This is a genomic window from Paenibacillus sp. FSL R10-2771, assembly GCF_038000205.1.
Classification (GTDB): domain Bacteria; phylum Bacillota; class Bacilli; order Paenibacillales; family Paenibacillaceae; genus Paenibacillus_AQ; species Paenibacillus_AQ phytohabitans.
On sequence record NZ_JBBOBM010000001.1, the window covers coordinates 871,527 to 883,909 of the forward strand.

General features: G+C 49.8%; 5 protein-coding genes, 7 tRNA genes and 3 rRNA genes. All 15 read left to right on the forward strand.

Annotated elements, in window-relative coordinates:
• Nucleotides 1-13 precede the first annotated feature (13 nt).
• The 15 genes from thrB (at nucleotide 14) to NSU14_RS03870 (ending at nucleotide 12,177) form a co-directional block, all read left to right on the forward strand.
• A complete protein-coding gene (gene thrB, locus NSU14_RS03800; RefSeq protein ID WP_076247793.1) occupies nucleotides 14-994 on the forward strand; it encodes a homoserine kinase in 981 nt (326 codons plus the stop codon).
• Complete coding sequence (gene pheA / locus NSU14_RS03805; protein WP_042139574.1) at nucleotides 991-1,878, forward strand: prephenate dehydratase; 888 nt, start codon at nucleotides 991-993, stop codon at nucleotides 1,876-1,878. The genes thrB and pheA overlap by 4 nt, the downstream gene beginning before the upstream one ends.
• A 4-nt stretch (nucleotides 1,879-1,882) precedes the next feature.
• Complete coding sequence (gene ilvE, locus NSU14_RS03810) at nucleotides 1,883-2,764, forward strand: branched-chain-amino-acid transaminase (protein ID WP_042139573.1); 882 nt, start codon at nucleotides 1,883-1,885, stop codon at nucleotides 2,762-2,764.
• 225 nt (nucleotides 2,765-2,989) lie between these two features.
• Nucleotides 2,990-4,507, forward strand: coding sequence for a LysM peptidoglycan-binding domain-containing protein (locus NSU14_RS03815; RefSeq protein ID WP_076247790.1), 1,518 nt, complete (start codon nucleotides 2,990-2,992; stop codon nucleotides 4,505-4,507).
• Between the two features lie 497 nt (nucleotides 4,508-5,004).
• Nucleotides 5,005-6,562, forward strand: a 16S ribosomal RNA gene (locus NSU14_RS03820).
• Nucleotides 6,563-6,896: 334 nt separating this feature from the next.
• A 23S ribosomal RNA gene (locus NSU14_RS03825) occupies nucleotides 6,897-9,827 on the forward strand.
• Between the two features lie 147 nt (nucleotides 9,828-9,974).
• A 5S ribosomal RNA gene (gene rrf, locus NSU14_RS03830) occupies nucleotides 9,975-10,091 on the forward strand.
• The 16S, 23S and 5S rRNA genes sit together here, the layout of an rRNA operon.
• A gap of 433 nt (nucleotides 10,092-10,524) precedes the next feature.
• Nucleotides 10,525-11,043 (forward strand): AAA family ATPase, encoded by a 519-nt coding sequence (locus NSU14_RS03835; RefSeq protein WP_076245234.1) that lies wholly within the window; start codon nucleotides 10,525-10,527, stop codon nucleotides 11,041-11,043.
• Between the two features lie 143 nt (nucleotides 11,044-11,186).
• Nucleotides 11,187-11,261, forward strand: a tRNA-Glu gene (locus NSU14_RS03840).
• A 201-nt stretch (nucleotides 11,262-11,462) separates the two neighbouring features.
• A tRNA-Val gene (locus NSU14_RS03845) sits at nucleotides 11,463-11,538 on the forward strand.
• Nucleotides 11,539-11,578: 40 nt separating this feature from the next.
• Nucleotides 11,579-11,655 (forward strand) — tRNA-Met (locus NSU14_RS03850).
• A gap of 4 nt (nucleotides 11,656-11,659) precedes the next feature.
• Nucleotides 11,660-11,737: transfer RNA gene (locus NSU14_RS03855), tRNA-Asp, on the forward strand.
• A 36-nt stretch (nucleotides 11,738-11,773) separates the two neighbouring features.
• Nucleotides 11,774-11,848: transfer RNA gene (locus NSU14_RS03860), tRNA-Gly, on the forward strand.
• Between the two features lie 6 nt (nucleotides 11,849-11,854).
• Nucleotides 11,855-11,931 (forward strand) — tRNA-Arg (locus NSU14_RS03865).
• Nucleotides 11,932-12,098: 167 nt separating this feature from the next.
• Nucleotides 12,099-12,177: transfer RNA gene (locus tag NSU14_RS03870), tRNA-Leu, on the forward strand.
• The last annotated feature ends 206 nt before the right edge of the window (nucleotides 12,178-12,383 follow it).

Below are 12,383 nucleotides of genomic sequence, written 5' to 3' on the forward strand. Positions count from 1 at the left end.
GATTTCCCACGCCATGAGTATTTACGGAAGGTCTAGAGTAAAAGTCCCTGCCAGCACCGCCAATCTCGGTCCGGGATTCGATACACTGGGCATGGCACTGTCACTGTATGCCTGGATTGAGATGGAAGAGGCGGCAGAAACGGTATTTCACCTGTATGGTGATGAGATGAAGGGTATCGCCCGTGACAAAAGCAATCTGCTGTACAAGGTAGCCCAGATGGTATTTGCAGAAGCCGGGGTTTCGGTCCCCGAACTATCCATCTCGATGTATTCAGAAATTCCGCTTACCCGGGGTCTCGGCAGCAGTGCTTCCGCGATTGTTGGCGCATTGGCCGCAGCTAATGCTATGATTGGTTCACCGCTTGGGTCTGCGAAGCTGTTTGATATGGCCACAGCGCTTGAGAAGCATCCTGATAATGTTGGAGCCTCCATCTTCGGGGGGATTATCACAGCAGCATGGGATGGGCAGCATGCCGATTATATCCGGATAGAGCCTCCACAGGCGCTGGAAGTGCTTGTGGTTATTCCTGAATTTGAGCTGGAGACAGTCAAAGCAAGAGGGCTGCTGCCTGCCGAAGTTACAATGGGCGATGCTGTCCATAATATCAGCCGTACCTCACTGCTAACTGCAGCACTATCCGCCGGCCGGCTCGATATGATTGGCAGAGCGATGCAGGACCGCCTGCATCAGCCGTACCGTGCTCCTATGGTGCCGGGTATGGAGAAGCTGCTTGCCGAGGCGCCGGGACGTGGTGCTCTGGGGATTGCGCTAAGCGGCGCAGGCCCTACATTGTTATGTATGGTGGACCGTAGCAGCGACAAGAAGCAGGAACTGGAGCATTTCCTGACAGAAACGATGCAGGAGAACGGGATTCCTTCCCGGACTGTATGGCTGTCGCCATGTACTTCAGGTGTTACTACGGAGGTGCTTGAAAGAAACGGGATGCAAAACGGATCATTTTTGGATATGATAAAAGGAGAATTACAGTCATGAAATCAATAGCGGTATTGCCTCAGGGCTCGGTGTCGCATGAAGCGCTGCTGCATTTATTTGGGGGTAACCCGGTAAATATTGAGCATCATAAGCTGATATCCGATGTCTTTCTGTCTACGGCGAACGGAGTTACGGATTACAGTGTGATTCCGATTGAGAATACGATTGAAGGCTCGGTCAGCCTGCATATTGACTGGCTCATTAACGAGGTGAATCTGCCGATGCAGGCGGAGTGGATTTTTCCGTCGGTGCAGAATCTAATTGGTAATCCGCAGGAATTCACGGATGGGAGCGGACATAAGGATTATACGAAGATTGTCAAAATCCTGTCCCATCCGGTTGCTATGGCACAATGTCTGCAGTTCATCCGCAAAGCCGCACCTTGGGCGGAGCTGGAATCTGTGGGCAGCACTTCCGAAGCCGTTGAGATTGTAAAGAATAATCCCGGCAAGGGCTGGGCCGCCATCGGTACGTCACTGGGGGCAGCTACGCACGGGCTGGAGATCGTGGAGCGGCAGGTTACAGACCATAACAACAATTACACGCGTTTTGTACTTGTTGGCCAGGAGAAGCTGGAGCTCCCGCTAGAGAGCAGCGGGGACAAGACGAGTATTCTTGTGACGCTGCCTGAGGATTTTCCGGGTGCGCTGCATCAGGTGCTGGCTGCATTTTCCTGGCGGAAGCTGAATCTGTCGCGGATTGAATCACGTCCGACCAAGAAGAAACTGGGTACTTATTATTTCTATATTGATGTGCTGGAACCGATAGAGTCGGTGCTTCTCCCGGGGGCGATCGAAGAGATCAAGGCCTTGGGTTGCCAGGTACGGATTCTGGGGTCCTATCCCACATACACCTATGAGGAAGAGAAAGCGGAGGTGCAGTAAGTTCATGGCTGAACAATGGATCTATCTGGATGGACAACATGTAACGAAGGACAATGCTAAGGTATCTGTATTTGATCACGGCTTTTTATATGGAGACGGTATTTTCGAAGGAATCCGTATTTATAACGGCAACATTTTCAAATGCAAAGAGCATCTGGACAGGCTGTATGATTCGGCCAAATCGATTATGCTGGAGATTCCGCTGACGTATGATGAGATGCTGGAGGCTATGGCTGAGACTATCCGCCTTAATGAAATGCGCAACGGGTATATCCGTCTGATTGTTTCGCGCGGTCCCGGTAACCTGGGGCTTGATCCGCGCCGCTGTCCCAAAGCGAGTGTCATTATTATTGTAGAGCAGCTGGCGATCTACCCGGAACAGGCTTATCTGAACGGACTCCGTGCCGTGTCGGTATCCCAGCGCCGTAATATCCCGGATGCGCTGAATCCGAAGATCAAATCGCTGAACTATCTCAACAACATTCTGGTGAAGATCCAGTCTAATCTGGCGGAAGCCGATGAAGCGATCATGATGAATGCGCAAGGATATGTAACCGAGGGATCGGGCGACAACATCTTCATTATCAAAAGAGGAGTAGTCTACACGCCTCCCTGCTATTTGGGCGCGCTTGAAGGAATTACCCGTCTGGCGATTATCGAGCTATGTGAGAAACTGGGCTTGCCGCTGAAGGAAGAACCGTTCACCATGCATGATGTATATATTGCTGATGAAGTGTTCTTCACCGGTACCGCAGCCGAAGTTATTGCGGCCCGTGAAATTGATGGCCGGATTATCGGTTCCGGTCACGCTGGCCCGATTACCCTGCAGCTGCTTGAAGAATTCCGCAATGTTGTGGATAAAGACGGTTATAAGGTGTGGGGATAGTTCCTTAATAGTTATTCCGCAAACCAATGAATGAATATAGAAGCAATCCTCCCATGGAGCCATGGGAGGATTTTTTTTGTATTAGGGATGTCATTCGCCCATGGGCTGCATAAGATGTAGTAACGAAGGAGGCGGCTGTACCGCATATACCATGCTGAAGTGCAGTAATCCCTGAACCGGGGGGCAACGTCGATCAACAGATACTTATTAGGAGGTAAATGCTGCGTGAAAATACACATTGTTAAGCAAGGCGATTCGCTGTTTGCGTTATCGCAGAAGTATGGAGTGCCGCTGCAAAAAATAATTGAGGCCAATCCGCAAATCACGAATCCAGATGTACTCGCTGTCGGAGATAAGGTCAAAATACCGGCAGCCCCGATACCTGTACCAGATAACAGTGAGGTCTATTACAAGCATACCGTCAAGCAAGGCGATACCTTGTGGAAGCTCTCCAAAGCATGGGGCATTACGCTGAAGGACATGATTGATGCCAATCCGCAGCTTAAGAATCCCAATGTTCTGATGACAGGGGAAGTAGTGAATATCCCTAAGAAAGCTAATACTGCTTCTCCTATTCAGGCTCAGTCTGTCTCTCCGGCAAAAGCTAATACTACTCCCATTCAGGCACAATCCACAGCACCTGCAGTCGTAGACAAAACAGCTATTGGCGGAAAAACCTATACCGGGCCCATAGAAAAGCCGGCTCCTGTCGTGTCCCCTGCCGCAGAAGCTGTCCCGGTTCCCATTGCTGCTCCTGTGCCAGCGCCTAACCCTGCGCCCAATAAGGCACCCGAAGTGATGCCGATCCAGGAAATCGTCCATGAGAAACAAAGCTTATATGTACAAATCTCAGTTCCGGCACAAGAAGCCATCACATATGAGATGCCCAAAGAAGCACATAAAACTGAGGTTCAGCCAGCGGCATGGAACGATGGTAAAGTCTCTCCATGCGACAAGACCGAAGGTTATCCAGGTCTGAATGAAAACCCGTATTTCATGAATTATCCGCCGGTGTATCCTGTGTATGAGCCAATGGGGATGATGGATATAAACGCTGCACCTAACTACATTCAGCCTGCAGCTTTCATGCCGGATTGCCCGCCGTACTATGCTTATCCTGAAGGAGATTATCCCGGAGCCTGGTACCCGAACGCTGCGCCAGACTATAACAATGCGGCAATGTCCGCAGTGAGCCCTGTGAACGATAACGCATCTTTTGTATCTCCGCAGTATAGCGGCCAGCCGGTCAATCTCCCTTGGCCTTCCTGCGGATGCGGCGGAATGTCTATTCAGCCTTATCCGTATGAGCAAGCAATGCAGCCTATGTACAATACGTATCCGGTGTATGGTATGCCGCAGCAGGGAATGGTATCCCCTTATTCAGCAGAAATGAATTCAATGCCTAGTGCGCTGTCACCGGTGTACGATCAGCCAATGGTATCGAATATCCCGCCTTATCCATCCTACCCTGGTATGGAGAACTTTGCCCATAACCGTGTACCTGAAATCCAGGTCCCTGAGCCTGCAGTGCAGGAAGCAGCAGAGACTCCTGAAGCAGGACGCACCGAAGCACAGACTGTTAAGAACTCCAAAGGTGGAGCTTCCAAACCGGCAGCGGGAAAAGTGAAAACTTCCAGCCAGACAACCACAGCCAAAGCTAAGACTTCTTCCAAAACAAGTTCAAGCTCAAACGGACGTTCAAGTACAGCCAAAAAGAATAAGAATCCATGGATTTCTAACTAAGTCTGAAACTTTAGTTTATGGAGTGCATGCAGGTCACGCATAAAATGCGGGCTTGCTGCACTTTTTGGAGTTTTGCAGGTACAGAGACTTGTATAGTATAACTATGGAGTTCTATAGAACCATTTTTGAAATGGTAAATATTGAGGGTTGTTTTTAGTAATAAATGCATGGTATATTATAAATCCAGTCGCGAGGCGGAAGCCTTTTCACAAGATTGGACATGTTAATCTGACGAGTATGCAAACAGCTTCTGAAAAATAAGTATTGCATTCAGATGAGAAACATGATATATTATAAAAGTTGCTGGTGACGCGGTAATCGTCGCTAACAACGAGCTTGATCTTTGAAAACTGAACAACGAGTGAGTACCGGAAATCACGAAAGTGACTTCCGAAAATGATGAGTTTCACAGCGTCTTGTACGCTTTGGAAATCTCATCGTGAGAATGAAAATTCTCGTCAGATGTTTCAAAATGAGCAATCGCTCTTTCTAAATACAATTTGGAGAGTTTGATCCTGGCTCAGGACGAACGCTGGCGGCATGCCTAATACATGCAAGTCGAGCGGAGTTTGAATGGAAGCTTGCTTCCATTCATGCTTAGCGGCGGACGGGTGAGTAACACGTAGGCAACCTGCCCTCAAGACTGGGATAACTACCGGAAACGGTAGCTAATACCGGATAATTTCTTTCCTCTCCTGAAGAGAGAATGAAAGGCGGAGCAATCTGCCACTTGGGGATGGGCCTGCGGCGCATTAGCTAGTTGGTGGGGTAACGGCTCACCAAGGCGACGATGCGTAGCCGACCTGAGAGGGTGAACGGCCACACTGGGACTGAGACACGGCCCAGACTCCTACGGGAGGCAGCAGTAGGGAATCTTCCGCAATGGGCGAAAGCCTGACGGAGCAATGCCGCGTGAGTGATGAAGGTTTTCGGATCGTAAAGCTCTGTTGCCAGGGAAGAACGTCCGGTAGAGTAACTGCTACCGGAGTGACGGTACCTGAGAAGAAAGCCCCGGCTAACTACGTGCCAGCAGCCGCGGTAATACGTAGGGGGCAAGCGTTGTCCGGAATTATTGGGCGTAAAGCGCGCGCAGGCGGTCATTTAAGTCTGGTGTTTAAACCTTGGGCTCAACCTGGGGTCGCACTGGAAACTGGGTGACTTGAGTACAGAAGAGGAAAGTGGAATTCCACGTGTAGCGGTGAAATGCGTAGATATGTGGAGGAACACCAGTGGCGAAGGCGACTTTCTGGGCTGTAACTGACGCTGAGGCGCGAAAGCGTGGGGAGCAAACAGGATTAGATACCCTGGTAGTCCACGCCGTAAACGATGAGTGCTAGGTGTTAGGGGTTTCGATACCCTTGGTGCCGAAGTTAACACAGTAAGCACTCCGCCTGGGGAGTACGGTCGCAAGACTGAAACTCAAAGGAATTGACGGGGACCCGCACAAGCAGTGGAGTATGTGGTTTAATTCGAAGCAACGCGAAGAACCTTACCAGGTCTTGACATCCCGATGAAAGCATTAGAGATAGTGCCCCTCTTCGGAGCATCGGAGACAGGTGGTGCATGGTTGTCGTCAGCTCGTGTCGTGAGATGTTGGGTTAAGTCCCGCAACGAGCGCAACCCTTGACTTTAGTTGCCAGCAGGTGAAGCTGGGCACTCTAGAGTGACTGCCGGTGACAAACCGGAGGAAGGTGGGGATGACGTCAAATCATCATGCCCCTTATGACCTGGGCTACACACGTACTACAATGGCCGGTACAACGGGAAGCGAAACCGCGAGGTGGAGCCAATCCCAGCAAAGCCGGTCTCAGTTCGGATTGCAGGCTGCAACTCGCCTGCATGAAGTCGGAATTGCTAGTAATCGCGGATCAGCATGCCGCGGTGAATACGTTCCCGGGTCTTGTACACACCGCCCGTCACACCACGAGAGTTTACAACACCCGAAGTCGGTGGGGTAACCCGCAAGGGAGCCAGCCGCCGAAGGTGGGGTAGATGATTGGGGTGAAGTCGTAACAAGGTAGCCGTATCGGAAGGTGCGGCTGGATCACCTCCTTTCTATGGAGAATCGTCACCTGCAACGGTGACATTCAAATCGGAAGCGTAAGCTTCCACAACGAACCTTAGGGTTCAAACACTCACTCGTTGGTCAGTTTTGAGAGTTTAAGCTCTCATCTTTACCTTGATCCTTGAAAACTGGATACCGAAACGAATTTGCGTTTTAGAACATCTTTTAGCTGAAACTTGTGTAAGCAAGTTGAAATAGTTATTAGTGCAGAACGAAGGTTTTCGATTGTGCAGCGACCTTTGGCTTTGAATGTGTTGGTGAATGGAGCAATCCATGAGCGGCATTCAAAACAAGATGAGCAAGCAAGCGAAACACCGGAGTGACGGTTAAGCTAATAAGAGCACACGGAGGATGCCTAGGCGCCAGGAGCCGACGAAGGACGTGGCGAACAACGAAACTGCCTCGGGGAGCTGTAAGCAAGCTTTGATCCGGGGGTGTCCGAATGGGGAAACCCAGCTGTGGTAATTCGCAGTTACTCGTATCTGAATACATAGGATACGCAGAGGCAGACCAGGGGAACTGAAACATCTAAGTACCCTGAGGAAGAGAAAACAATAGTGATTCCGTCAGTAGCGGCGAGCGAACGCGGAACAGCCTAAACCAAGGGGCTTGCCCCTTGGGGTTGTGGGACGTCTCACATGGAGTTACAAAGGAATATGGTAGGCGAAGAGGTCTGGAAAGGCCCGCGATAGAGGTAAAAGCCCTGTAGCCTAAACTGTGTTCTCTCCGAGACGGATCCCGAGTAGTGCGGGGCACGTGAAACCCCGTATGAATCCAGCAGGACCATCTGCTAAGGCTAAATACTACCTGGCGACCGATAGTGAAACAGTACCGTGAGGGAAAGGTGAAAAGCACCCCGGAAGGGGAGTGAAATAGAACCTGAAACCGTGTGCTTACAAAAAGTCAGAGCCCGATCTATGGGTGATGGCGTGCCTTTTGTAGAATGAACCGGCGAGTTACGTTTAACATGCAAGGTTAAGGTGAGAAGCCGGAGCCGCAGCGAAAGCGAGTCTGAATAGGGCGATTGAGTATGTGGACGTAGACCCGAAACCGTGTGATCTACCCCTGTCCAGGGTGAAGGTGCGGTAACACGCACTGGAGGCCCGAACCCACGCATGTTGAAAAATGCGGGGATGAGGTGGGGGTAGCGGAGAAATTCCAATCGAACTCGGAGATAGCTGGTTCTCCCCGAAATAGCTTTAGGGCTAGCCTCGGTGAATGGAGTGGTGGAGGTAGAGCACTGATTGGGTGCGGGGCCCGCAAGGGTTACCAAGCTCAGTCAAACTCCGAATGCCATTAACTTCTTGCCGGGAGTCAGACAGTGAGTGCTAAGATCCATTGTCAAAAGGGAAACAGCCCAGACCATCAGCTAAGGTCCCCAAGTGTGTGTTAAGTGGGAAAGGATGTGGAGTTGCACAGACAACCAGGATGTTGGCTTAGAAGCAGCCACCATTGAAAGAGTGCGTAATAGCTCACTGGTCGAGTGACTCTGCGCCGAAAATGTAACGGGGCTAAACACACCACCGAAGCTATGGCTAGATACTTTGTATCTGGGGTAGGGGAGCGTTGTATGCAGGTTGAAGGTGTACCGTAAGGAGCGCTGGACAGCATACAAGTGAGAATGCCGGTATGAGTAACGAAAAGATCAGTGAGAATCTGATCCGCCGAAAGCCCAAGGTTTCCTGAGGAAGGCTCGTCCGCTCAGGGTAAGTCGGGACCTAAGGCGAGGCCGAAAGGCGTAGTCGAAGGACAACAGTTTGAAATTACTGTACCACCGTAATCCGCTATGAGCGATGGGGTGACGCAGGAGGGTAGTGACGCGGACTGATGGATATGTCCGTCTAAGCAGTGAGGCTGATGTGTAGGCAAATCCGCACATCGATAAGGCTGGGCTGTGATGGGGAGCGAAAATTGTAGTAGCGAAGGTCATGATCTCACACTGCCAAGAAAAGCCTCTAGCCAGGAGAAGGTGCCCGTACCGCAAACCGACACAGGTAGGCGAGAAGAGAATTCTAAGGCGCGCGGAAGAACTCTCGTTAAGGAACTCGGCAAAATGACCTCGTAACTTCGGGAGAAGAGGTGCCTCGGTAGGGTGAATAGCCCGAGGGGGCCGCAGTGAAAAGGCCCAAGCGACTGTTTAGCAAAAACACAGGTCTGTGCGAAGCCGCAAGGCGAAGTATACGGGCTGACGCCTGCCCGGTGCTGGAAGGTTAAGGGGAGTGGTTAGGGGTTAAACCCGAAGCTGTGAACCGAAGCCCCAGTAAACGGCGGCCGTAACTATAACGGTCCTAAGGTAGCGAAATTCCTTGTCAGGTAAATTCTGACCCGCACGAATGGCGTAACGACTTGGGCGCTGTCTCAACGAGAGATCCGGTGAAATTTTAATACCTGTGAAGATGCAGGTTACCCGCGACAAGACGGAAAGACCCCATGGAGCTTTACTGCAGCTTGATATTGAATTTGGGTACGATCTGTACAGGATAGGTGGGAGCCGTTGAGGCAGGAGCGCAAGCTTCTGCGGAGGCGCCGTTGGGATACCACCCTGATCGTATCTAGGTTCTAACCTAGTGCCCTTACCGGGTACGGGGACCGTGTCAGGCGGGCAGTTTGACTGGGGCGGTCGCCTCCTAAAGAGTAACGGAGGCGTTCAAAGGTTCCCTCAGAATGGTTGGAAATCATTCGCAGAGTGCAAAGGCATAAGGGAGCTTGACTGCGAGACCTACAAGTCGAGCAGGGACGAAAGTCGGACTTAGTGATCCGGTGGTACCGCATGGAAGGGCCATCGCTCAACGGATAAAAGCTACCCTGGGGATAACAGGCTTATCTCCCCCAAGAGTCCACATCGACGGGGAGGTTTGGCACCTCGATGTCGGCTCATCGCATCCTGGGGCTGAAGTAGGTCCCAAGGGTTGGGCTGTTCGCCCATTAAAGCGGTACGCGAGCTGGGTTCAGAACGTCGTGAGACAGTTCGGTCCCTATCTGTCGTGGGCGCAGGAAATTTGAGAGGAGCTGTCCTTAGTACGAGAGGACCGGGATGGACGTACCGCTGGTGCATCAGTTGTTCCGCCAGGAGCATGGCTGAGTAGCTACGTACGGACGGGATAAGCGCTGAAAGCATCTAAGCGTGAAGCCCCCCTCAAGATGAGATTTCCCAATTAGTAAGACCCCTTGAAGACGACGAGGTAGATAGGTTGGAGGTGGAAGTGCAGCAATGCATGGAGCTGACCAATACTAATCGGTCGAGGGCTTATCCAAATTTTTAATACGCAGATTCGTTTCGGATTCAGTTTTCAGGAATCAAATTGTAATTTATAGAGCTCAAGTAGTTCTATAGAGAAAATTTGTTTTCAGCATTTGGCGATGCTGAGACCTGAATTATAGCATTTACCCTGTAAATGCCCGTTTGGTGGCGATAGCGGAGGGGTTCCACACGTACCCATCCCGAACACGACCGTTAAGCCCTCCAGCGCCGATGGTACTTGGACCGAAGGGTCCTGGGAGAGTAGGACGCCGCCAAGCACTTAAGACCACTGTTGATATTCAACGGTGGTTTTTTGTTGTACAGATAACACATGAATTTCACGATTTTAGCCCGTTGCCTGAGGGGAAGAAACGGAATGCATTTAAAATTCCTGCTCATAATACAATATTCTCCTCATAATCTCGGCTATAATCCAAAAATATTGTATGAAAAGCAGCATTTCTCTTCCTACAGGCGACATAGCCGGGCAATTCTTGTATTTCCTGCAAAATACGAACAACATTTAAGCCTGTACAGTGGTAACTTAAGAATATCAAATCTGAAAGCGACGAATCAGGTGTAGGTAATTTAATAAATTACGTATCACATAAGCAGTAATCGGTTACTAATTTAGTTGTAATCTAAAGTATGGTTTATATAGTCTATTTGTATATGGATTATAATTGGTGTATGTATCGGGGAGGTGCGTATGTGATTATTTGGCTGAATGGAACCTTTGGTTCAGGAAAAACGCAAACAGCGATTGAGCTCCACCGGAGTATTCCACATTCTTATGTATTCGATCCGGAGAATGCCGGCTTTTATATCCGTGATAACCTTCCAGGAGGCATGTCAAAAAACGATTTTCAGAGCCATCCGCTCTGGCGTGAGCTTACGTATTCAATGCTTAGATACATAGATTCAGAGTATAATGGAACGATTATTGTACCTATGACCCTAGTAGATACAGACTACTTTATGCAGATTGTGGGCAGACTGAGAAGCGAAGGGATAGTAGTTCGTCATTTCACGTTGACTGCTTCCACTGAGACCCTGTATAGCAGATTGCAGGGCCGTGGTGAAGGCAGGGGCTCTTGGGCTGCTGTACAGATGGAGAGATGTCTTACAGGGCTGGAGAACAAGGTCTTTGAGTGTTATGTGGACACTGAGCAGATATCCATTCCAGAGGTAGCTGGAATTATTATGTCTCTGTTGGAGACCATGGAATAGGAAACGGAGATCTGTAATGGCCTGTTTAGAATAGTGTTGAAGTGGACGGATAATAGATTTTAATAATCATTGTGTTTTCTATTGCACTATACTCATATATTTGATATAATACTTTTTGTTGTCGAAAGATTGTTTGTTGATATGGCTCGTTGGTCAAGGGGTTAAGACACCTCCCTTTCACGGAGGTAACATGGGTTCGAATCCCATACGAGTCACCATAATCTTCTTTGAATCATGGGATGAGAACTCCCTGGGTTCGTTGGAGGATGGGCTTCGGAAGGAATACTTCGCAATCTCGTAACGGAGTGAAGAGTATCCCATACGAGTCACCATAATCTTCTTCAATCTCTAAGGTTGAAATAAATAATGATTGTATATCTCATGAGAATGTGTTATGATCATTAAGTTGCTTCTTCGATGGAGGCTTAGCTCAGCTGGGAGAGCATCTGCCTTACAAGCAGAGGGTCGGGGGTTCGAACCCCTCAGCCTCCACCATGGAGACTTGCAAGATTGAAGTGGATACATTTATTACTGACGCGGGGTGGAGCAGCCCGGTAGCTCGTCGGGCTCATAACCCGAAGGCCGCAGGTTCAAATCCTGCCCCCGCAACCAATTTGGAACCGTGGTGTAGTTGGCCTAACATGCCTGCCTGTCACGCAGGAGATCGCGGGTTCGAATCCCGTCGGTTCCGCCATTTTTACTTAAGTAACATATTGAATACATACCGTGTGCGGACGTGGCTCAGCGGTAGAGCATCGCCTTGCCAAGGCGAGGGTCGCGGGTTCGATTCCCGTCGTCCGCTCCATATTTTGCGCCCTTAGCTCAGCTGGATAGAGCGTTTGACTACGAATCAAAAGGTCGGGAGTTCGAATCTCTCAGGGCGCGCCATTTATAACTTTATTGAATACTCAAAGTGTCCTTAAGATTCGAACGAGTTCGTTGCAGCATAAGCTTCGATAGAATTACGTCGCAACCGGATGCGTAGCATCTGCATTTCTCAGGGCGCCCCATTATTTCAAATTAAATGGTCCGTAATGGATTTATTCTTATAATTTGCCGGCGTGGCGGAATGGCAGACGCGCTCGACTCAAAATCGAGAGGGAAACCGTGGAGGTTCGAGTCCTCTCGCCGGTATCATCATAAACAGGCTTACAGATTTGCTTTCGGGCAAATTTGTAAGCCTGTTTTTTCTTTAAGGTAATTATACAGGTTAAGCTATTGTCGATTACCTTTAACTTAGCTCCCAATAAGCCTGTCATTCCAAGCGGTATAATTCCTCTGACTCTTCCGGCATCCGCCGCCGGTTTTCTTCATTGTTATGATTACCCGCAGTAATTAAT

Excerpts from the sequence above, each read along its gene's own strand:
- thrB (WP_076247793.1), top strand. The coding sequence starts at position 14 with ATGAGTATTTACGGAAGGTCTAGAGTAAAAGTCCCTGCCAGCACCGCC.
- pheA (WP_042139574.1), top strand. The coding sequence starts at position 991 with ATGAAATCAATAGCGGTATTGCCTCAGGGCTCGGTGTCGCATGAAGCG.
- ilvE (WP_042139573.1), top strand. The coding sequence starts at position 1,883 with ATGGCTGAACAATGGATCTATCTGGATGGACAACATGTAACGAAGGAC.